This window comes from Lysinibacillus sp. NPDC047702, assembly GCF_050272555.1.
Taxonomy (GTDB): domain Bacteria; phylum Bacillota; class Bacilli; order Bacillales_A; family Planococcaceae; genus Lysinibacillus.
On record NZ_JBNNMG010000007.1, the window covers coordinates 132,465 to 156,055 of the forward strand.

At 38.7% G+C, this 23,591-nt stretch carries 19 protein-coding genes; all 19 read right to left on the minus strand.

Translation table 11 applies throughout. The features are described from left to right. Positions 1-2: 2 nt before the first annotated feature. A complete protein-coding gene (fliH, locus tag ACQKIM_RS05915; RefSeq protein WP_427540482.1) occupies positions 3-791 on the minus strand; it encodes a flagellar assembly protein FliH in 789 nt (262 codons plus the stop codon). Continuing rightward, positions 784-1,797 carry a flagellar motor switch protein FliG gene (fliG, locus tag ACQKIM_RS05920; RefSeq protein WP_427540485.1) on the minus strand — a complete coding sequence of 338 codons (1,014 nt, stop codon included), beginning with the start codon at positions 1,795-1,797 and terminating at the stop codon, positions 784-786. The genes fliH and fliG overlap by 8 nt, the downstream gene beginning before the upstream one ends. A 15-nt stretch (positions 1,798-1,812) precedes the next feature. Then, entirely contained in the window at positions 1,813-3,408 is a 1,596-nt protein-coding gene (gene fliF, locus ACQKIM_RS05925) for a flagellar basal-body MS-ring/collar protein FliF (protein ID WP_427540488.1), read from the minus strand. A 122-nt stretch (positions 3,409-3,530) separates the two neighbouring features. Next, positions 3,531-3,836 carry a flagellar hook-basal body complex protein FliE gene (fliE, locus tag ACQKIM_RS05930; protein WP_427540491.1) on the minus strand — a complete coding sequence of 102 codons (306 nt, stop codon included), beginning with the start codon at positions 3,834-3,836 and terminating at the stop codon, positions 3,531-3,533. Between the two features lie 23 nt (positions 3,837-3,859). After that, a complete protein-coding gene (flgC, locus tag ACQKIM_RS05935) occupies positions 3,860-4,321 on the minus strand; it encodes a flagellar basal body rod protein FlgC (protein WP_427540494.1) in 462 nt (153 codons plus the stop codon). Between the two features lie 3 nt (positions 4,322-4,324). Further along, a complete protein-coding gene (gene flgB, locus ACQKIM_RS05940) occupies positions 4,325-4,717 on the minus strand; it encodes a flagellar basal body rod protein FlgB (RefSeq protein WP_427540497.1) in 393 nt (130 codons plus the stop codon). Positions 4,718-5,408: 691 nt separating this feature from the next. Further along, complete coding sequence (gene codY, locus ACQKIM_RS05945; RefSeq protein WP_427540500.1) at positions 5,409-6,188, minus strand: GTP-sensing pleiotropic transcriptional regulator CodY; 780 nt, start codon at positions 6,186-6,188, stop codon at positions 5,409-5,411. 87 nt (positions 6,189-6,275) lie between these two features. Further along, positions 6,276-7,676, minus strand: a complete 1,401-nt coding sequence (gene hslU, locus ACQKIM_RS05950) for an ATP-dependent protease ATPase subunit HslU (protein WP_427540503.1) — start codon at positions 7,674-7,676, stop codon at positions 6,276-6,278. Continuing rightward, positions 7,676-8,221 carry an ATP-dependent protease subunit HslV gene (gene hslV, locus ACQKIM_RS05955; protein ID WP_427540506.1) on the minus strand — a complete coding sequence of 182 codons (546 nt, stop codon included), beginning with the start codon at positions 8,219-8,221 and terminating at the stop codon, positions 7,676-7,678. The genes hslU and hslV overlap by 1 nt, the downstream gene beginning before the upstream one ends. A gap of 21 nt (positions 8,222-8,242) precedes the next feature. Continuing rightward, positions 8,243-9,142: a tyrosine recombinase XerC gene (gene xerC / locus ACQKIM_RS05960; protein ID WP_427540509.1), complete on the minus strand. Its 900-nt coding sequence runs from the start codon at positions 9,140-9,142 to the stop codon at positions 8,243-8,245. Between the two features lie 261 nt (positions 9,143-9,403). Next, positions 9,404-10,717 carry an FADH(2)-oxidizing methylenetetrahydrofolate--tRNA-(uracil(54)-C(5))-methyltransferase TrmFO gene (trmFO, locus tag ACQKIM_RS05965; RefSeq protein ID WP_427540512.1) on the minus strand — a complete coding sequence of 438 codons (1,314 nt, stop codon included), beginning with the start codon at positions 10,715-10,717 and terminating at the stop codon, positions 9,404-9,406. Between the two features lie 18 nt (positions 10,718-10,735). Beyond that, a complete protein-coding gene (gene topA, locus ACQKIM_RS05970; protein WP_427540515.1) occupies positions 10,736-12,814 on the minus strand; it encodes a type I DNA topoisomerase in 2,079 nt (692 codons plus the stop codon). Positions 12,815-12,905: 91 nt separating this feature from the next. Then, positions 12,906-13,802 carry a DNA-processing protein DprA gene (dprA, locus tag ACQKIM_RS05975; RefSeq protein WP_427540518.1) on the minus strand — a complete coding sequence of 299 codons (897 nt, stop codon included), beginning with the start codon at positions 13,800-13,802 and terminating at the stop codon, positions 12,906-12,908. A gap of 188 nt (positions 13,803-13,990) precedes the next feature. After that, entirely contained in the window at positions 13,991-14,893 is a 903-nt protein-coding gene (gene sucD / locus ACQKIM_RS05980) for a succinate--CoA ligase subunit alpha (protein ID WP_427540521.1), read from the minus strand. Positions 14,894-14,910: 17 nt separating this feature from the next. Next, complete coding sequence (gene sucC, locus ACQKIM_RS05985) at positions 14,911-16,071, minus strand: ADP-forming succinate--CoA ligase subunit beta (RefSeq protein WP_427540524.1); 1,161 nt, start codon at positions 16,069-16,071, stop codon at positions 14,911-14,913. A gap of 162 nt (positions 16,072-16,233) precedes the next feature. Beyond that, a complete protein-coding gene (locus tag ACQKIM_RS05990; RefSeq protein WP_427540527.1) occupies positions 16,234-16,536 on the minus strand; it encodes an EscU/YscU/HrcU family type III secretion system export apparatus switch protein in 303 nt (100 codons plus the stop codon). Beyond that, complete coding sequence (locus ACQKIM_RS05995) at positions 16,533-18,431, minus strand: hypothetical protein (RefSeq protein ID WP_427540530.1); 1,899 nt, start codon at positions 18,429-18,431, stop codon at positions 16,533-16,535. The genes ACQKIM_RS05990 and ACQKIM_RS05995 overlap by 4 nt, the downstream gene beginning before the upstream one ends. 4 nt (positions 18,432-18,435) lie before the next feature. Beyond that, positions 18,436-19,191 (minus strand): ribonuclease HII, encoded by a 756-nt coding sequence (locus ACQKIM_RS06000; RefSeq protein WP_427540533.1) that lies wholly within the window; start codon positions 19,189-19,191, stop codon positions 18,436-18,438. Between the two features lie 135 nt (positions 19,192-19,326). Beyond that, complete coding sequence (locus ACQKIM_RS06005; RefSeq protein ID WP_427540536.1) at positions 19,327-23,205, minus strand: S-layer homology domain-containing protein; 3,879 nt, start codon at positions 23,203-23,205, stop codon at positions 19,327-19,329. Between the last annotated feature and the right edge of the window lie 386 nt (positions 23,206-23,591).

Genomic DNA, 23,591 nt, shown 5'->3' on the forward strand with positions numbered 1-23,591 from the left:
GATCATTCCTTACTTTCTAATATTTCATAGAGTTTTAATCTTAATTCATTCAATTGCTCATCAATGCTGACAACAATTCGGCCATGATTTGTTTCAATAAAGCAATCCGTTTCATTTTCTAAGTCTTCATTAACAAAAATCATGAATGGGACATCGGTTGGAAACATTTCAGCTAATTCATCACGATTTGCAGTAATTAATGCATAGTAGGTTGGTGATACATAAATTTTTATTTCTTTCATTTCTCTTGCTTCTTTAAGTCCTCTGCGAACGATAGAAACAAATAGTTCATTTTCACGCTCCAAGGATGCATCAATAATTCGATCTGCTGCTGTTAAGCCCAGCTCTAATATGACTGCCTCTTGATCCTCAATATATTTTCGTGCATTTTCCTTAGCATGTACGATGACCTCGTTGGCAGTTTGGAGAGAGTGTAGCATCGCTTCATTCGCCTTGTTTGTCCCATCCTCATATCCTTGGCCAAATCCTTCATCATAAGCCTCTTGCACACGATTAGGGCGTTCTTCTTCCCAGTTACGCTTAAGATGCTCAATTTCCTGAAAGAACATTTGCTTCTCCTGTTCAAAAGCATCACGTTCTGTCTGCAATCCGGCTCTCGCTTCTGTCAATATACGTTCTCGCTCTTCAAGTATTTCTTCAATCGTAATTTGTTTTTGTAATGGTGTTTCTTCCCCTTCAATTTCGGGTATTTCAAACATATCACGAATTTTTATTGTTTTAACATTATCGCCATTGGGCTCTGTATAGATAGAACGGATGATTCTAGACAATGACGTCATCTCCTCCACCACGTGCAATAATAATCTCACCAGCATCCTCTAAGCGACGAATCACTGCAACAATTCGAGATTGTGCTTCCTCTACATCACGTAAGCGTACAGGTCCCATAATTTCCATTTCTTCTTTGAAAGTTTCAGCCATACGTTGTGACATATTGCGGAAAATAATGTCCTTCACTTCCTCACTTGAAACTTTCATGGATAGTAATAAGTCTTCATTTTCACAATCACGAATAACACGCTGAATCGAACGGTTGTCGAGTGTAACAATATCCTCGAATACAAACATGCGTTTTTTGATTTCCTCTGCAAGCTCTGGATCTTGAATTTCGAGTGCATCCAGAATCGTTTTTTCTGTTTGTCGATCTACCCCGTTTAATACTTCAACGACTGCATCAATACCACCAGTTTCTGTGTAATCTTGTGTAACTGTTGATGATAATTTACGCTCTAATACAGACTCAATTTCGCTAATTACTTCTGGAGAAGTGGATTCCATCATTGCTATACGTTTAGCAATATCTGCCTGCACCTCTTGTGGAAGTGAAGATAAAATAACACCTGCTTGCCCTGCTTCTAAGTAAGATAGAATGAGGGCAATCGTTTGTGGATGTTCATTTTGAATAAAGTTAAAGATTTGCGATGGGTCAGCTCTACGTGCAAAATCGAAAGGTCGCACTTGTAAAGAGGATGTTAAACGATTAATAATCGTTTGTGCTTGTTCAAGACCAAGTGCTTTCTCCAATACTGTTTTTGCATAGCCAATACCGCCTTGTGTAATATAATCTTGCGCAAGAGCAATATTATGAAATTCCTCTATAATCTCCTCTTTAACGTTTGCTTCTACCTTTTTAACACTTGAAATTTCTAATGTTAAGCGTTCAATCTCTTCCTCTGTTAAATGTTTATAGACAGAAGCTGAAACCTCAGGCCCCAACGAAATTAACAAGAGAGCGGCCTTTTGTTTTCCGGTTAATTCCTTATCTTTCTTGGACACAGCCGAACCTCCTAGTTAGTCTTCAGCAATCCAACTACGCAGTAACTTTGCAAAATCGTCTGGCTTTTCTTTTGCCATTTTTTCAAGCTGCTTACGACGCATTGTAGCTTCCGTTTCAATTTCTTCATTTATATCATCAATCATTAGCTCTTCTTGTTCTTCTAGGATGCTAAGTTCCTCTTCTTCCTTCGCACGTTTACGTGAGCGGATAATGAAGAATGCCAGCAATAGTATTACAGCCAATAAGATACCGCCAATGACCCAAACCCACCATGGAATAACAGGCGTTTCTTCAGCAACATCTGCAACTTTACCATTTAATGGTTGTACTGAAACAGCTACTTTTTCATTGATCTGCTCTTGTGTAAGCTCGGCTGCAACATCCTTTGAAATTGTTGTACGAACAATAGTACTTAAAATTTTCTCTATATCTTCTCGAACCCCATCAGGTAATGAAGCTGCATCAGTTGCTGTTGGCGGCTCTACAATTACTTGGATACCAATATCTTGAATTTTATAAGGTGCCTCTTGAATATCTTTACGGATACGGTTTACGTCATTATTAATCGTTTCTTCTGTACGTTCATATTCCCCGTTACCCATCGCACCTTCATTATAAGTTGTGAAGTTATCAGTTGTTGTTTCTGCTTCAGGTGTACCAGCTGCTGCTGCTCCAGTACCAGTATATTGCTCTGTAATGCGTTGTGCACTAATAGCAATACCTTCCATATTCTCTTCATCAACTGGCGAAACTAGGTTTTCTTCACGATTTTCTTTTTTGAAATCAATGTCTGTTGTTACAGAAACAATTACTTTATCTTGCCCCATCAGTGTACCAAGCATATTTTGCACTTGACGTTGCAGGTCACGCTCCACCAATTTCTTTGCCTGTAATTGACCTTCAGCTGTTGTTGTGGAAGCCCCATCAGCAGTTGCAGCATTTAAATCAAAGTACTCAGAAAATTGGTTGGAGATTACAATATTATCGGTGCTTAAGTTTGGAATACTTTTTGCTACTAAATTATACATTGTTGAAATTTGCTGCTCTGTAAATTTATAACCAGGATCAGTATTCAAGACAATAGATGCAGTAGCTTCTTCTAAATTAGCATCTTTTACAAAAACCCCCTTTTCAGGGACGTTTATCATCACTTTCGCATCTTTTACACCTTCAAGATTTTTAATGAGCTTAGCAATTTCTGTTTCAGTTGCTGCTTTTTTTAATAGATTAAACTCATTATCTGTCATACCAAATCCAGAGCTGTTTGCAAATGAATAATCAATTGTACCTGTTTGTGGATATCCCTCTGAAGCTAATTGTACTAATAGGGAATCCACTTGTTCCTCTGGGACTAAAATGGATGTTCCACCTGGGGCAATTTCATATTTGACCCCTTGAGAATCTAAAGCTTCCTTCACTTGTCCAATTTCTCTTGTCGATAAATCTTTATAGAGAGGCACATATGTAGTCTTTGTAGCAATAATTGTAATAATAGCCGCTAGTGCTATTACTACAACGACGGATCCAATCATTAAAATTTTCTGTTTTTTACTACGACTTGTCCAAAATTGGCTGGTGTCGTTTTTTATTTTCGTCAATCGTTCATTCATTATGAATCCTCCGGTTATAGTGAATAACCTAACCATCAATAATTCGCGAAAACAGTGATAACCCCATAAACAAGCTTTTTGGGGTTATAACCTTTATCGAACTGTTTAACTATTCGATAAAGCTAGACACTCATTCGCATTATTTCTTGGTAAGCTTCAATCACCTTATTGCGAACTTCAATTGTTGCATTTAATGTAATGCTTGCTTTTTGTGATGCAATCATCACATCATGCAGTTCTACATTCCCACCAGTAATTAGCTTTTGTGTAAAATTATCAGAAGTAATTTGCTGATCATTCACTTTTGCTATTGCTTCTTTTAAAGAGTTCGCAAAGTTTTGCTGTGCTTCATAAGGTGTCGTCTGGAGTTTATTTGTTTGATTTACAACCTGAGTTGGTGTCATTAGTGAAACGGACGAAATTGTCATTATGTATCTTCCTTTCTTCTTAGTTATTTACCAATCTCTAAAGCCTTTGTCAGCATAGATTTATTTGCATTGAATACAGTTACGTTTGCCTCATAAGAACGAGTAGCTGACATTAAATCTACCATTTCTCTTAATGGATCCACATTTGGCATGTTTACATAGCCATCTGCGTTTGCATCTGGATGAGTTGGATCATACACAAGTTTGAAAGGTGTTTCTCTATCTTCTTTTATTTGTGTTACTTTTACGCCGTTACCTACACCACTTTTTGCATTTTTCCCAAGAGCCACATTAAAGAATTTTGAAAACTGTCCCTCTTGAGCAGTAAATGTTACTGACTTACGGCGGTAGGGCTCCCACTCTCCATTTACTTGTCTAGCACGCGTAGTATCCATATTGGTCATATTTGAAGAAATGACATCCATTCGTAAACGCTGTGCTGTTAAAGCTGAGGCAGTGGTATTCATTCCATAAAAAATAGACATTTATTACTTACCTCCTTTTATAACAGTATTTAATGTATTTAATTTACCATTAACACGATCAATTAAAGCATTATAATAAATTTGATTCTCTGCCAATTTCGCCTGTTCAGCATCCATATCAACGCCATTACCATTATTTCGATATCGTAAGCCATCAATATTATTCACACCAGGTGTAGATTGTCGAATCGAAAAATCATAATGTCTACTATCGGTACGATATGCTGAAATTGATATTTGTTTTTCTGTCTCTAGCATATCCTTAAAGCTTACATTTTTCGCCTTATAATTCGGCGTATCAACATTCGCAATGTTATTGGCAATTGTTTTATGATTTAAAGTTGCATAGGAAAGTCCGTTTTCCAGGCTACTAATAGTTCCTCCAAATAAGTTCAAAACCATTCACCTCATTTTATTTCAATCTATGTACTTCTTAATTTATCCAATAATACAATTGTAATTAAGATGATACGTAGTGTCTATTGTCTTTTGTCATTTTTTAATAGTAGATACGCCCTATTTTTTCTCATGATTAACCGGAACAAAACTCCCGAACCCCTTGAGCCATCTGCTTTCATAGAGTTTCAAGTTGCTTCTAGTTATTTTACACTATTTCGACAGTGTTTATGGTTTTAGTATTGAATATTTCCTTTTTTTTGCTTTTTTGCCGTTGACTCAAAACCAAATTCCAAGTCCATTTTTACTATTTCAATCAAAAAATATTATGGTTTAAACCGCTTAGTTGCTATATGACAAATAAATTAAGATCAGCCTTTATTTTTATACTATTAGTAACAGAAAAGTGTCAATGTTATGAAGGCATATATTGCCTTTAGCAAAAATTAAGCAGTTGATTTTCATTCCTCAGAGGCATTCCTATAGCACCTGATAAGCCACAGCAAATCAAAATTCATCCACATTTTAAAGGTATAAACCATTCACAAAGATTTCCTTGATCATTGATAATTATTTACCCACTAGTTAGCATAAATCTTTGCTATATTTCTTAAAATTTCAAAAAAGGTATCTGGAAAAACTAGTCCAGATACCTTTTGCAGTTCCTAAAAAAACGCTAGGAAATTTTAACTTATTTCATTTTAATTTCTGCTAATGCATTTAAAAACTTATCGTTGAGCACTTTAATATAAGTACCTTTCATCCCAAGAGAGCGCGATTCGATAACACCTGCAGATTCTAGTTTACGTAATGCGTTTACGATCACTGAACGTGTAATCCCCACTCGGTCTGCAATTTTTGAAGCCACTAGTAGCCCTTCGTTACCATCAAGTTCTTCGAAGATATGTTCAATGGCTTCTAGCTCGCTGTAAGAAAGTGAATTAATAGCCATTTGTACAACCGCTCTGCTACGAGCTTCTTCTTCAATTTCTTCAGATTTCTCACGTAAAATTTCCATACCAACTACTGTTGCACCATACTCAGCTAAAATTAAATCATCATCCTCAAATTGTGCAGATAAACGAGCAAGGATTAATGTTCCTAGACGTTCTCCACCACCAACGATTGGCACAATAGTTGTTAGTGCATTTTGGAATAACTCTTTGTTTTCTACTGGGAAAGCAGTATGCTCGTTATTAATATCTAGATTTGATGATGTTTCTGAAATTGTAAACAAGCTATGTGTATACTCCTCAGGGAATTGACGCTCTTCAAACATCTTTTTCATTCGCTCATTTTCAATTTGCTGATGGATGGAAATACCTAATAGCTTTCCTTTACGGCTCACAATATATACATTACTGTCTATAATATCTCCTAGCGTATCAGCCATTTCCTTAAAGTTTACCGGTTTACCAGCAGATGCTTGGAGCATTGAGTTAATTTTACGCGTTTTTCCTAATAAATTCATTATATGTTCCTCCTATAAATGGTCCAAAGAGTATTTTCTTACTATTCTAAAGGTTTTTACAACTGAATGATACTATTCAGCTTTATCTTACAATATAAACTGTGACAAATCTTTGTTTTTTACTATGCCCGCCAGTTTTTGATCGACATATGCAGCAGAGATTGGAATATTTGCAGGTGCAATTTCTGATGCCTCAAACGATAATTCTTCTAACAAGCGCTCTAAAATCGTATGCAAACGTCGTGCTCCAATATTATCCGTTTCTTGATTTACCTCAGTTGCAATTTCGGCAATACGTTCAATGGCATCTTCTGTAAAGTTAATCTCCACACCTTCCGTTTCCAATAATGCCTTATATTGTAAAATAAGTGATTGATCTGGCTCTCGCAAAATACGCACAAAATCTTGCTTTGTTAATTTTTCAAGTTCTACCCGAATCGGAAAACGACCCTGTAGTTCAGGAATTAAATCTGATGGCTTTGACATATGGAATGCTCCTGCAGCAACAAAAAGCATATAGTCCGTTTTTACAGCACCATACTTCGTTGTAACTGTAGATCCCTCAACGATTGGCAAAATATCACGTTGTACACCTTCTCGTGATACATTCGCAGAAGAGTTACCTTCCTTACTAGCAATTTTATCGATCTCATCAATAAAGATAATACCTGATTGCTCAGCTCTTACTATGGCTTCTTGTGCAACTTCATCTGCATCAATGAGCTTGTTCGCTTCCTCAATTGTTAAAATACGTCGTGCATCCTTCACTTGGACTCTGCGTTTTTTCGTTTTTTTAGGCATCAAGCTAGATAACATATCTTGCATACCACTATTAGCAGACATATCCATACCCGTTCCTTGTAATGCATCAAAAATAGAAGGATTTTGTTCTGTTACTTCAACAGTAATCCACTCGTTTTCTAATTTACCATTACGTAAATCTATCGCAATTTGTGCGCGCTTTGAACGCACCTCAGTCTCTTCCGATGAGTTTTCATCAGTTGACTGCTGATCTTTACCACCAAACAGCATTTCGAAAGGATTTTGCATTGATTGTTTTTTTCGCAAGGAAGGAACCAATAATTTAACGATTGCCTCATTCGCTAATTCTTCCGCTTGCTCTTTTACAGACTCCATCATCTCTTCTTTTACAAGACGATGTGAAGCTTCTACAACATCACGTACCATAGACTCTACGTCACGTCCAACATAGCCTACCTCTGTAAATTTTGTTGCTTCCACTTTGACAAATGGTGCATTCGTTAACTTTGCAATTCTTCTAGCAATTTCTGTTTTTCCGACACCTGTAGGCCCTATCATCAAGATATTTTTCGGAATAACCTCTGCCTTCATGTCATCATTTAACAGTGAGCGACGATAACGATTACGCAAGGCGATAGCAACTGCTCGCTTTGCTTCATTTTGTCCTACAATATAACGGTCCAGATGCTCAGTAATCTGTCTTGGCGTTAAATTATTTTGCGTCATTAGTTCAGCGCCTCCACGATAATATTATGATTTGTAAATACACATATTTCAGCAGCGGTTTCTAGTGCCGCTTCGGCAATTTCACGAGCAGACATTGTTTCGCCTGCATATTTTTTCAGCGCTCGGCCAGCAGATAATGCATAGTTTCCACCAGAACCAATCGCTAATATACCATCATCAGGTTCAATAACTTCTCCCGTACCAGAAACAAGAAGAAGAGTATTTTTATCCATTACAAGGAGCATTGCCTCCAATTGACGCAGCATTTTATCACCACGCCATTGCTTTGCAACTTCTACAGCTGCACGTTGTAAATTACCATTGTATTCATTTAACTTTCCTTCAAACATTTCAAAAAGTGTGAAGGCATCGGCAACTGATCCAGCAAAACCAGCAAGGACTTGCTCATTAAACAGACGTCTGACCTTCCTTGCTGTACCTTTCATCACAACTGCATTCCCTAAGGTCACTTGGCCATCACCAGCCATTGCGCAGCCTCCGTTATGATGAACTGCAAATATCGTTGTCGCATGAATTTGTCCCATTCGTCTTCCTCCTTAGCTCTATTATGCCCTTGGATGAGCATTCATATATGTTTGACGAAGATGCTCTTTCGTTACATGTGTGTAAACCTGTGTAGAAGATAAATGTGCGTGACCTAATAATTCCTGCACCGTACGTAAATCTGCGCCATTATTCAATAAATGTGTAGCAAAAGTATGACGAAGCATATGTGGATATATTTTCGTATGGAGTGAGGCCTTGTCAATCATTTCTGTTAAAATATGACGTACCCCTCTTGGAGTAAGTTCCCCACCACGCATGTTGACAAACAATTGCTGATGACTTGTTTTTTTCATCAATCGTAGACGAGCTTGCTCTATGTAATCCTGCATCGCTAAACTCGCAAATTGACCGAATGGAATAATACGCTCTTTTCGTCCTTTTCCCATTACCCGAATAATTGAATAATGAAAATCTACATCCTTCACTTGAATTGAAGTAAGCTCACTGACACGAATTCCTGTCGCATATAACAGCTCTAATATAGCCATATTTCTGATTGATTTCAAATCATCACCAGTATTTGCTTGAAATAGCTGCATCAATTCCTCTTCGTAGAAAAAACTTGGTAAGCGTGCTTCTTTTTTCGGATGATAAAGTGAACGAAATGCTCCATCATCTAAGCCGAACTGTCTATTTAGAAAACGAAAAAAGGAGCGTATTGAAGAAATCTTTCTTGATACTGAAGATCTTGCTCTTTTTTCATCATACAACTTTGTTACATAAAGACGTGCATGTATATACTCAACACTAGCTAAATCATTAACACCCTCTGTCTGTAAGAAGGTTAAAAAATCTAGTAGGTCTGATTGATATTCTCGCACCGTATGAACAGAGAAGTTCTTTTCTACTTGGATGTAAAGCATGAACTGTTCAAGTGCATCTTGGGACGAAACTAACATGAAAAGATTCACCACCAATGATTTATTAATAATCTTCTCAAATGACGAACACTTACAATTTAATTGGATAAGCTTATCAGTACCGTATCGTTAATAAACATACATACTGACACTATACCTATCTACATAATATAGCAAGTAAAAATGGTTATATTTTGAGAAAATCTCCATACAAAATAATAAAATACGTGTAAATCAGCATTTTGTCTACAAAAAACAAAAGCCTCTAAGAGTATAACAACTATTAGAGGCTTATTGCAATTAAATTGTTTGTGAATTCACAAAATTACGAATTGTGCTTATTGCACGGTTTGCATGCATCTCAGCACGCTCTGGTTTGGAACGACGGCCCGGTGGTAATTCAGGGAAAATTCCAAAGTTAACATTCATTGGCTGGAAGTTTTTCGATTGTGCTTCTGTTATATAACGCGCCATACTTCCTAATGCCGTTTCGAATGGGAAAATAATTGGTTCCTGTCCTAATACTAAACGAGCTGCATTAATACCAGCAATTAATCCGCTTCCAGCTGACTCAACATACCCTTCAACACCTGTCATTTGACCTGCAAAGAAAATATTCTTTTGCTCACGAAGTTGATAGGTTTTCTCAAGTACTTTTGGTGAAATAATAAAGGTATTTCTATGCATCACACCATAACGAACGATTTCCACGTTTTCTAACCCTGGAATTAGCTGTAGTACTTCTTTCTGTGGTCCCCATTTTAAATGTGTTTGGAAGCCAACAATATTATAAAGAGTGCCCGCGGCATCGTCTTGGCGTAATTGGACAACAGCATATGGGCGCTTTCCTGTCTTCGGATCTTCAAGACCTACTGGTTTCATCGGTCCAAATAACATTGTTTTCTCCCCACGAGTTGCCATTACTTCAATTGGCATACAGCCCTCAAAGTAAATTTCCTTTTCAAATTCTTTCAATGGGACAACTTCTGCTTCAATCAATGCTTGGCGAAAACGATCAAATTCTTCCTTTGTCATAGGACAGTTTAGATAGGCTGCTTCCCCTTTATCATAACGAGATTTTAAATATACTTTTTCCATATCTATACTATCTTTTTCGATGATAGGTGCTGCTGCATCATAAAAATATAGATAATCAAGTCCTGTTAAGCCTTGAATTTTTTCAGCTAGGGCTTTCGAAGTTAAAGGACCTGTTGCAATAACTGTTATACCTTCTGGAATTTCTGTGACCTCTTCATGAATAACCTCCACAAGCGGATGGTTTTTCACAGTCTCTGTCACATATCCAGCAAATTCGTGACGGTCTACTGCTAATGCGCCTCCAGCAGGTACTGAACATTGGTCTGCTGCCTTTAAGATAACAGAATCTAGCATACGCATTTCTTCTTTTATAACGCCTACAGCATTTGTTAATCCATTCGCACGCAAAGAATTTGAACATACAAGCTCTGCAAATTTATCAGTATGGTGAGCTGGTGTTTGCTTTACGGGACGCATTTCATAAAGTTTAACTTTCACACCACGTTTAGCAATTTGCCAAGCTGCTTCACTTCCTGCAAGACCTGCACCTATTACATTTACTACTTGTTCCGTCATGTTCTTACCATCTTTCTATCATTGAGTTGGTGCTTCTTCATAGTCACATTTCGTACACTGAATTTGTACACCTTTTTTAATTTTTTTCTCTACTAATAATGCACTACATTTTGGACATGGTCTACTAATTGGCTTGTCCCATGAAACAAATTCACATTCAGGGTACTGATTACAGCCATAGAATAAACGCTTTGTTTTACTTTTACGTTCTACGATCTCGCCCGTTTCGCACGAAGGACATTTTACACCAATAGGCTTCATTATCGCTTTTGTATTACGACAATCTGGGAAGTTTGAACATGCCATAAATTTCCCATATCGCCCTAGCTTAAATACCATTGGAGAACCACAAAGCTCACAATCCTCTCCTGCCGGCTCATCTTTTATTACGACCTTTTCCATCGCCTCATCAGCATATTTTACATGAACCTCGAAGTCTGTATAAAACTCTTCTACAACATTTTTCCATTGACGACTACCTTCTTCAATATCATCTAAATCTTGCTCCATTTGTGCTGTGAATTCGATGTTTATGATATCAGGGAAAAATTCTAGTACGAGTTGGTGTACAATTTCTCCTAGCTCTGTTGGCATAAATCGTTTTGCATCTAACACGACATAGCCACGGCGCTGAATTGTATCGAGGGTCGGTGCATATGTGGACGGGCGCCCTATACCTAGCTCTTCCATTGTTTTTACAAGACGCGCCTCTGAATAACGTGGTGGTGGCTGAGTAAAATGTTGCTTTGGCTCGATTTCAAGAGATTTTACTTGATCGCCAACTTCCATTTCAGGTAGAAGCTTTGTTGTTTCCTCTGTTTGATCATCAGTGCCCTCAATATATAGCTTCATAAAGCCTGCAAATTTAACTTGTGAGCCGTTTGCACGGAATAAAATATCGCCATTTTGAAGGTCTACAGCAACTGTATCAAGAATAGCTGGTGCCATCTGGCTAGCGATAAAGCGCTCCCAAATTAAACGATATAAGCGTAATTGATCACGGCTAAGTACTGCTTTTAATTCTTCTGGAGATCGCATCGTGCTAGTTGGACGAATCGCCTCATGGGCATCCTGTGCATTTGATGCTTTTTTTGCCTGCTTCGTATCTGTTGAAATGTATTCTTTGCCATATTTCGATTCAATGTATGCATTCGCTTCCGCTTTTGCAGTATCTGAAATACGAGTTGAATCAGTACGCATATAGGTAATTAAACCGACTGTTCCCTCTTTTTTACCAATATCAATACCTTCATATAATTGTTGCGCTAGCATCATTGTCTTCTTCGCACGGAAATTTAACTTACGTGCCGCTTCTTGCTGTAAAGAGGAAGTTGTAAAGGCTGGTGCTGCATTACGTTTACGTTCTTTTTTAGAAACATTAACAACAGTAAAATCTGTACCCTTTACATCTTTTAAAACAGCCTTTACTTGTTCTTCATTTGTTAATTTTATTTTGTCTTTGCCATTACCATAGTAAAGTGCATCAAACGTTTTTTTGCCTTTTTCAAAAGAGCCCTCAATTGTCCAATATTCTTCAGGTTGGAAGTTTTTAATTTCATTTTCACGGTCAATAATCATGCGCAGTGCTACAGATTGTACGCGTCCTGCTGATAATCCCTTTTTAACCTTTTTCCAAAGAATTGGACTAATGTTATAGCCAACAAGTCTGTCCAATATACGTCTTGTTTGCTGTGCATCTACTAGATCCATATTAATTGGACGTGGATTTTTAAAAGATTCTAGAATTGCATCTTTTGTTATTTCGTTAAACACAACACGACAATCAGAATGAATATCAATATTTAACGCAGTCGCAAGGTGCCAAGCAATCGCTTCTCCCTCACGGTCTGGATCGGCCGCTAGATAAACTTTCTTCACTTTTTTTGCTGCAGTCTTTAATTCCTGTAAAACAGGTCCTTTACCGCGAATAGTAATATATTTAGGCTCAAAGTTATTTTCAGCACTAACGCCCATCTGGCTACGTGGTAAGTCACGAACATGCCCGATTGATGCTTTTACTTTATATTTTTTTCCTAAATAACGTTCAATTGTTTTTGCTTTTGCTGGTGATTCTACAATCACTAAATAATCCGCCATCTATGTCTCCCCCTTAGCGAGGTCTATTGCTAATTTTTTAAGTTACCTGTTGCAAAATGTATAACAGATTTTAAGATAATGCAACTTTTTTTCAATTTTTGTTAGAAAAGAGCGTAAGTGATGCAACGATTTCATGTCCATTACATACTGGAATAGCTCCTTCTACAAGTAATCTATTCGTCCCTTTTGATTGCTCAGCATCAATTGGACCTGGCACTACGAATACATCTTTTCCTTGCTCTAGTGCGCATTCTGTCGTAATAAGCGTTCCACTTCTTAATGAAGCCTCTGTGACAACTAATGCTTGGGATAAACCGCTAATGATACGGTTACGCATAGGAAAATGCCATTTCTCTGGCTTCATGTAAGGCGGATACTCTGTGACTAATAAATGATGCTCCGCTATACTCTCTGCTAGGGCTTTGTTTTCCATTGGGTATATATAATTAAAACCATGGCCAAGTACTGCAATTGTCTGCCCGCCAACTTTTATTGTTGCCTCATGAGCCATTGTATCTGCACCTTTTGCAAGCCCACTCACTACCGTATACCCGTGTTCAACGAGAGGCGGGACAATTAAGTCCATCGCGGTTTTTGTATAAGCTGTAGCCTTTCTAGAACCTATTATTGCTACTTGTTTTCCTTTCATTAATTGCAAATACCGACCTTTCACATACAATACAGTAGGTGGACTGGAGATTTCAAATAATTGCGCTGGATAAAAAGGATGATGAAAAGGTATGGGGAAAATATGGGAACGTTCATAGGCCTCTTCAAACGACCATGTCATAATTTGTCGAAAACTTCGAGAAATTTGCAAGGCTTTGTGCGATGATATTTGCAATGCATTTGCGATCTCATTGGGGGCTGCTTCTTCAAAATAACTTAATAGATCTACTGGAGACAGTAATTGCTGAAGTTTTTGAAGTGGTAACGGGTAAACATAATGCAAAGCTAGTAATCTTTGTGTATCGACTGAAAAGATCATTTAAAAACCTCCTTTTAAATAGAAGAAAGATAAATGACCGCAATCTTTATTTTCATCACATAATCAATAAGAATATTACTACTAGTTATGCTCGCACTTTTATATCGGACAAGCAGGAGAAGTACTTTAATCTATGTCCATTTAAAGTAAAGAAAAAGATGTAGCCACAATGTGCTACATCTTCCATTTTAATGGGTTTTACACTTTTCGTATAGCCCTTTTTCTTTAATTACCTTAATAAGCGTTTCACCAATTACAGATGGTGTTTCAGCTACTTCAATACCAGCCGCATTCATAGCCTTAATTTTTTCAGCTGCTGTTCCTTTACCACCAGAAATAATAGCACCAGCATGACCCATACGTTTTCCTGGAGGTGCTGTTTGTCCACCAATAAAGCCAATGACAGGTTTCGTCATATTTGCTTTAATCCATTCAGCAGCTTCCTCTTCAGCAGTACCACCGATTTCCCCAATCATAACAACTGCATATGTTTCTGGGTCATTATTGAAAGCTTCTAATACATCGATAAAGTTTGTACCATTGACAGGGTCTCCACCAATACCTACAGCCGTAGTTTGACCTATACCCTCTTGTGTTAATTGATGAACTGCCTCATATGTTAATGTTCCAGAGCGGGAAACCACTCCTACATGTCCTTTTGTATGAATATAGCCAGGCATGATACCAATTTTACATTCATCTGCTGTAATAACACCTGGACAGTTTGGTCCTACTAGGCGAGTTTTTTTACCTTCCATATAACGTTTAACTTTTACCATATCAAGGACAGGTATATGTTCCGTTATACAGATTGTTAATTCTAATTCAGCATCTACAGCTTCTAGAATTGCATCTGCTGCAAATGGAGCAGGCACATAAATAACTGATGTAGTTGCACCTGTTACAGCTACTGCTTCTGCTACTGTATTGAATACAGGTACTCCCTCGATTTCAAGACCACCTTTACCTGGTGTTACACCTGCTACGATTTTAGTGCCGTACTCAAGCATTTGTTTTGTATGGAAAAGCGCCGTTTCGCCTGTAATCCCTTGTACAATTACCTTCGTATCTTTATTAATAAATACAGCCATTATTCTCCCTGCCTTCCTTAGCCTACTAGTCCCACAATTTTTTGTGCACCGTCAGCCATCGAATCCGCTGCAACGATGTTTAAACCAGATGCATTTAAAATTTCTTTTCCAAGTTCTACATTTGTACCTTCTAAACGTACAACTAAAGGCACAGCTAGGCCAATTTCTTTAGCAGCTGTTACCACACCTTCAGCGATAATGTTACATTTCATAATTCCGCCAAAAATGTTTACGAAAATGCCTTTTACATGTGGATCAGAAAGGATAATTTTGAAAGCCTCTGTAACTTTTTCAGCTGTTGCACCGCCACCTACATCAAGGAAGTTAGCGGGACTTCCGCCATAATAGCTAATTGTGTCCATTGTAGCCATAGCAAGACCCGCACCATTAACCATGCAGCCAATGTTGCCATCTAGTGAAATATAGCTAAGGTCATATTTGGATGCTTCGATTTCCTTTGCATCCTCTTCATCAAAGTCGCGTAATTCGACAATATCTTTATGACGATATAATGCATTGGCATCAAAATTGAATTTAGCATCTAGTGCCACTACATCGCCTTGTCCAGTGACAACAAGCGGATTGATTTCAACAATTGATGCATCTTTGTCGATAAATGCTTGATATAAGCCTAACATTAATTTAACAGCTTTCCCTACAAGGTTTGCTGGTATATTCATATTAAACGCCATACGACGTGCTTGGAAACTTGTTAATCCAACAACAGGATCTACTACTTCTTTGAAGATTTTTTCCGGATTTGTTTCCGCTACTTCTTCAATATCCATACCGCCTTCTTCTGATCCCATCATTGTAACACGGGATGTTGCGCGGTCTAATACTAAACTTAAATAGTACTCTTTTTGAATATCAGAACCCTCTTCAATATATAAGCGTTTTACTTCTTTTCCTTCTGGACCTGTTTGATGAGTCACTAAAATTTTACCTAGTAATTCCTTTGCGTACGTACGCACCTCGTCAAGGTTTTTAGCGATTTTTACACCGCCTGCTTTACCGCGTCCACCTGCATGAATTTGCGCCTTGACTACAGTTACATTAGAGCCAAGTTCCTTCGCTACTTTCACTGCCTCATCAGGGGAAAAAGCAACTTTTCCATTTGGTACAGCTACACCATACTTTCTCAGAATCTCTTTCCCTTGATATTCATGGATATTCATAATACATCCTCCCATCAAACATTTGCATAAAATTGTTTTACTAACATAATCTATTCTAACGAAAGATTCTGATAAAGTCTACACTTTGTCTTTTGTTCGAATTTTCTCTCTTATTATGACACTTTTTTCTACTTCGTGTACTAAAACAGATTTTTCAAACTATCAGAATTCTTTATCTTTTCTATTTTTTTGTCCATGTTGTTGATCTAAATGATAAATAAATGCAAAAACTTCAGCGACAGCTTGGTACAATTCTTCAGGAATCGACTCATTTAAATCCAATTGCCCAAGTAATTGAACAAGGTTTGGATCCTCATAAATCGGCACATTGTGCTCATTTGCTCGTGCTAAAATATTTTCTGCTATTTTCCCTTTTCCTTTTGCAACGACTTTTGGACTTTCAAATTGACCTAGCTTATATGTGAGCGCGATAGCCTCTTTTCGAGTAAATTTTTCTTCACTCATACGCGGAAATCCACTCCATTATGTTCCTCCTGCTGTTCTACTACAGCAGTTATTTTTTCAGGTTTGGCTTTTTCAAATTCTTTAATAAATACTCCTGATAGTTGATATTTTTTTTCTGCCAAGCCAATTTTTAATGCTGCTTTTAACGGTTCTGCAAGTGGAACAATGTCATGATTTTCATTAAATACTGTCACTGTAACGACACGATTTTGAACCTGCATATCAATTACAGTTTCTTTCATTGATTCCATTTGTAAATAAAATAAAATACGCGCATAATTGGCATCAATTTTCCCATCTTCCTTCATACGTCCATTCCATTGTAGTGTTGCATCCATCTTTCTGCCGAAAAATTCAAGTGGTACTTGCATAATAAGCTGATGTTGGTGACCATTCTCTCCTGATACAAGCTGCATGCCATTCATACGTGTCATTAACATTTCTGCAGCTTCCTTCAGCTGAGGTGTAATTTGTGCATCCTGCAAGAGTGTATGAAGCTGAGGTTTTAATTGATGTGCAATCATTTGTAAATCCGCAGATTTATTATTAAGCGCTGCCTCGTAGCTAATACCTAGATTCTTCAATACCGTTTTAAGAGCGTGCTCCATCGCTTTATTATCCATTGAATTTTGTACCTGTGCATCTGCTTGTGTAACCATTTGCTGAATCAAAGATTGTGGGGAATCTATGCTACTTTTCATAAGATTTCTCATCCATGCCTCATTTTGTAGTGGAGTTGCCGCATCATTTTTTAATAATGATAATAAATGATCCTTTACTGAAAGAGCATTACTATCTTGTGTGAATAAACGCTCTGAAGCATTTTGTGCAAATGCTTTCATGAGTTGTTCCTGCATCTGCTTCGCAAAAATCTCAAATGTTTGTTTAGTAGCTGGTATTTGGTTTAGTCTATCGATTAATTGATTAATTTGCTGTTTTTGATCATCCGTTAATAGGCTTTGGTTGGCCGTCCACGATTTAAGTTGATTGATGAGCTGATTTTTATCTTCAGGGCTTGTCGTTAGAATTGTTTGAATAACTTGCCCAGCCTGTTGAGGTTGAATTGGTTGAACTGACTTGGCATTGTTAAGATTTGACCAATTTTGTAAAGTAGCTTGCTGAGGTATTATCCCTGCTTCTTTTAAAATATTCAAAGCTTGAATTTTTTCACTCATAGAAGCAGCTTCACTCGTTAGTAGTTGAATGGACTTAGCTAGTACTAAACCACCTGTTTCTACTTCAAAAGGCTTCGCAATTGCCTGTATTTGTTGCATTAGATTTTGCCTTAGACTTTCTGGTAAAGATGTATCTTTTGCTAAAAGTTGAGTAAAGTTTTCCATAACGGAATTCATACCTGCTGTTTTTTGCCCACTAATGAGTGCCTGAAAAACTTCATTCGTCATCGGCATTTTTAGCTCTACCATTTTTTGAATAGCTTGTAGAGCATCCATTTTAGTAATGCCCTCAGGTAAAGCCTTTAACCACATTTCAGCCTGCATCAGCTGCTCTTTTGAAATCGGTAACTCCGCCTTCATAAAATGAGCAAGAAGCTGTTGCATTTCAGCTGTCTTTGGTAAATTCATTGATTCAAGCAATTGATTGATTTGTTGACTAGCAGAAGCCGTTTGTCCCATAGGACCTGTAACCACTTTTAGTTCCGTTTGGGGGCTTGTACCTGTCACTTGAAAGAAATGTGCGTCACCTGCTTTTAATGGCGCTTCAAGCTTAGCAATAAACTTTTGTTGACCAACTTGGATCTCTGCCATTTGATCTGGATATAGCTGTTTAACTGTCCCATGAAATAATTGACCCTGTTTCATCGCTAATGGTTGATTCGTTGATAGCGCCTGTGTTTGAGTTTGTGCCGCAATCGGATTAAATGATGTAGATGTCATATCATTACCCCTTCATCATAGATTTTATCGGTTCAAAACTTGCTCGATGGTGAATAGTCGGTCCATACTTAGCCAGTGCCTCTAAATGCTGTTTTGTGCCATAGCCTACATGCTGCTCAAAGCCATACTGTGGAAATTCTTGTGCAAGCTGTTCCATGTATTCGTCACGCGCCGTTTTCGCCAAAATAGAGGCGGCAGCAATCGCTAAGCTTTGTGCATCACCTTTAATAATTGACTGCTGAGGCAAATTGATTGGCAGTGTCATTGCATCTGCTATAACAAAATTCGGTTTTATTTTTAGTGTCTCTATACTTGCGACCATTGATTGTTTCGTAGCCTCATAAATATTGATGTCATCGATTACTTTTGCATTTTGAAAATGTATGCTATAGCTTATTGCATGCTCTTTTACTAACTTACTCATTTTTTCTCTTGTCTCTTTCGACAGTTGTTTAGAATCATTTAAGCCTAGCAATGCCTGACAATTTTCAGGTAGAATGACGGCTGCAGTGACGACAGGACCTGCTAATGGACCTCGCCCAGCTTCGTCTATACCTGCAACTAACTGGCCAAATTGTGCGTCAAATGCAATTTTCACATCATGCTCCCGTTGTAATTGCTGCTTTTTTTCCATGCGCTTTAAAAACTGCTGCCACGCTTTTTGCACGCCTGCTCGCCCATCTTGCTGCACAGTATCCATCCAAGGTTCATGCGCTGTAGCGGCTTTTAAAGCAATTGTAATTTCTTTTATTGTTTGCATATAGTATTACCTCATCTCTCTTATGTATATCGGCTTGTTTATTTAATTATATAACAAAATAAAGATAGGGCTTGTAAGGAAAGAAATGCATTTCCCTACAGCCCTTTTATAAAATTATATGTCGTTGATAGCATTTTATTGTTGCATAATCCGATGTAAAAATGCTGCGAACTGTGCACGTGTCACCACCTCATTCGGTCGGAACTTGCCATTATCTCCGAGCGCAATCCCTTCACGCTCTAACACCGCAATATAGCCTGCACTCCAATGCTGACTATCTACATCAGTAAATGAACTTGCGCCTTCTGGTGTTAATCCTAGTACACCAACAAGCACCTTCGCAAGCTGTGCACGCGTCATCTTTTCTGTTGGTAGGAAGGCCCCATTTGTACCATCAATAATTCCTGCCTGTTGCAACGTAATAATAGCATCGTAGTAAGGATGTGTTGAAGAAACATCAGAGAAATTATATACTGCTCGTACTGGTTCAAATGGAAAGGCTCTTGTCAATAAAGCCGCTACGTGCATGCGGCTAATCGGTGCATTCGGACGGAAAGTGCCATCCTCATATCCTTGAATAATGCCTAGTGTGGCTAGTTCCTCAACCATCTCCTTCGCCCAATGATGTGACAGATCACCGTATGTTACTACTGGCTTTGGCAGTTGGGGTTCTTGTGGTTCTTGTGGTTTTTCTGATTCCTTTACTAACAATGCCGTCCATTTCGCATAAAGCGCTATATTCTCACGAACAAGCATCTCTTTCTCCCACGGCTTTGTAAACTCTGCATCCTGATACCAGCCGTCAAAACGGAAGCCTTCTCTTGCTGGAACTGGTAATTGGCTTATCTTGGTATTGTAAGCAATTTCGATTGGCGCTAGTGTTGTGCCACCATTTGTATGCAGTGTAATTTTTACAGGTGCTGGGGATAAATTATTATCGTTTGATGATGTAGTGCCACTACCTGAAGTTTGTGGGTTTGCTAATTTTACCTGAACCTTTGCCACACTACTTGTTGCAGTGGCTATCTTGCTACCTGTTGCACTATTATCCATATTGGTTACTATACTATAGTAGTAAGTCGTTCCCGCTGTATTTGTTGGTACTGCATACATTGGACTTGTCGCTCCATTGATTAACGTACCTTTGCTCGTGCTGTTCGTTGTATTGCTATACCACTGATAGCTTAGGGAGGCTCCTCCACTCGCTGATACATTTATCATAGCACTATCTCCCACATTCACTGTTTTGTCCGTGGGCTGTGTGTCGATTGTTGGCGTGGCTGCATGGATTAACGCATTTACCTCCACCTTTGCCACGCTACTAGTTGCTATGGCTGTCTTGCTACCTGTTGCACTGTTATCCGTATTGGTCACTATGCTATAGTAGTAGGTTGTTCCTGCTGTATTTGTCGATACTGCATACGTTGGACTTGTCGCTCCAGTGATAAGCGTACCTCCACTCGTGCTGTTCGTTGTATTACTATACCACTGATAGCTTAATGAGGCTCCTCCACTCGCCGCTACACTCAATGTCATACTATCTCCCACATTCACTGTTTTGTCTATAGGCTGTGTGTCGATCGTTGGCGTGGCTGCGTGGGTTAACGCATTTACCTGCACCTTTGCAACACTACTCGTAGCTGTTGCTGTTTTACTACCGGTTGCACTATTATCCGTATTGGTTACTATGCTATAGTAGTAAGTCGTTCCCTCTGTATTTGTTGATACTGTATACGTCGGACTCGTCGCTCCAGTGATAAGCGTACCTCCACTCGTGCTGTTCGTTGTATTCTGATACCACTGATAGCTTAAAGATGCTCCTCCACTCGCCGCTACACTCAATGTCGCACTCTCTCCCACATTCACTGTTTTGTCTGTAGGCTGTGTGTCGATCGTTGGCGTGGCTGCATGGGTTAACGCATTTACTTGCACCTTAGCCACACTACTCGTAGCTGTTGCTGTTTTACTACCGGTTGCACTATTATCCGTATTGGTTACTATGCTATAGTAGTAAGTCGTTCCCTCTGTATTTGTTGGTACTGCATACATTGGACTTGTCGCCCCATTGATTAACGTACCTCCACTCGTGCTGTTCGTTGTATTGCTATACCACTGATAGCTTAGAGATGCTCCTCCACTCGCCGCTACACTCAATGTCGCACTCTCTCCCACATTCACTGTTTTGTCTATAGGCTGTGTGTCGATCGTTGGTGTGGCTGCATGGGTTAACGCATTTACTTGCACCTTTGCCACACTACTCGTAGTTGTTGCTGTTTTACTACCTGTTGCACTATTATCCGTATTGGTTACTATACTATAGTAGTAAGTCGTTCCTGCTGTATTTGTTGATACTGCATACATTGGACTTGTCGCTCCATTGATTAACGTACCTCCACTCGTGCTGTTCGTTGTATTGCTATACCACTGATAGCTTAATGAGGCTCCTCCACTCGCCGCTACACTCAATGTCGCACTCTCTCCCACATTTACCGTTTTGTCCGTGGGCTGTGTATCGATATTTGGCGTGGCTGCGTGGGTTAACGCATTTACCTGCACCTTTGCCACACTACTCGTAGTTGTTGCTGTTTTACTACCTGTTGCACTATTATCCGTATTGGTTACTATACTATAGTAGTAGGTCGTTCCCACTATATTTGTTGGTACTGCATACGTCGGACTCGTCGCTCCAGTGATAAGCGTACCTCCACTCGTGCTGTTCGTTGTATTCTGATACCACTGATAGCTTAAAGATGCTCCTCCACTCGCCGCTACACTCAATGTCGCACTCTCTCCCACATTCACTGTTTTGTCTATAGGCTGTGTGTCGATCGTTGGCGTGGCTGCATGGGTTAACGCATTTACTTGCACCTTTGCCACACTACTCGTAGTTGTTGCTGTTTTACTACCGGTTGCGTTGTTATCCGTATTGGTTACTATACTATAGTAGTAAGTCGTTCCTGCTGTATTTGTTGATACTGCATACATTGGACTTGTCGCTCCATTGATTAACGTACCTCCACTCGTGCTGTTCGTTGTATTGCTATACCACTGATAGCTTAATGAGGCTCCTCCACTCGCCGCTACACTCAATGTCGTACTATCTCCCATATTTACCGTTTTGTCGGTCGGCTGTATATCAATGCTCGGGGTTTTCGCGTTGGTCAGCTCCACCCATTTTGCATATAACATCACATCAGCACTTCCTATTGCAAAGGTATAATTTTCCAAATAATTCATTCCATTTCCATCTGATGCCGTATTCCAGCCAGAGAACGTGTACCCCGTTTTCGCCAAACCTCCTGTATTCCCTTTCACAGTCACTGCATCGCCTGACATATAACTATTGCTATCTAACGGTACACTTCCTCCCGTGCCTCCATTACTGTTATATGTCATTGTATATCCAGATACAGTTTCCAAAACAAGTTGTGGATACAATGCTGGGGTAAAGGAATTTCTCGACTCATAAATAAACATCACTCCAGGCATAATTTCCTCACTTCTTAGAACGAATGTTACAATTTTATTAGATTGACTTTTTACAAAATCCGTAACATCGAAATTCTTCCAAGTATTTGTAACTAGTGATGTATCTTTTTCATATAGAATTGGATCATTTAATTGTAACGGAACCTTGTTTGGATTTTGTGTATTCCAAGAATTCCAATCACTAACACTTGAACCATAGAGAGATACATGCGGATAGAAAGAATCATTCGGATTCAAATCCTGTACACTCTGAATATGGATTCGAAGTGTTGCTTTCTTAATGTGATCCTGGATATCAGTAAAATTAAATCTAAGTGCAGATTTTTGTATCCCGTACTGAGAGTCAGCTGAGTATCCAACATAGTTCTCTGTCAAATCAGTATACTTTCCTGACTTATCCCATGTTCCGTCCTCAACTGGTGTTTTCGTGACTATTGTTTCAGCCCTTACCTGATTTGTATTTAGCAATTGTAGAACAAGAAAAAACGATACAGTAAGCGCAATAATTCTAGTTATTACTTTCATAGAACACCTTCTCTTAAAATTAAGATTAAATAATTTGAATCAACTCTATTCAAAACCTCAGAGCCATTAAATGTACTCCATTTGTTGTATATCCTGTTGCCTTGTTAGCTATCAAATACTTTGTATATTAACAATACATCAATCGCTAAAGCACTAAAGTTTACTTTAGTCATGTTGTTGAAATACTATTATGTCAATGACATCAAGGTGACAAATTAAAAAGTATAGCTCTTTTTCAAAACGAGGGGTTGATCTCCGTTCCGACTGAGTGCTTTCCTGGGGGCGTCGATAAGCCGCTTCACTCGCGTAGCTCGCTCCAGGGTCTCATCTGTGACGCTGAATCCCCGAGGAGTCACTCAGTCTACACTCCAATCAACCTTTGCTCA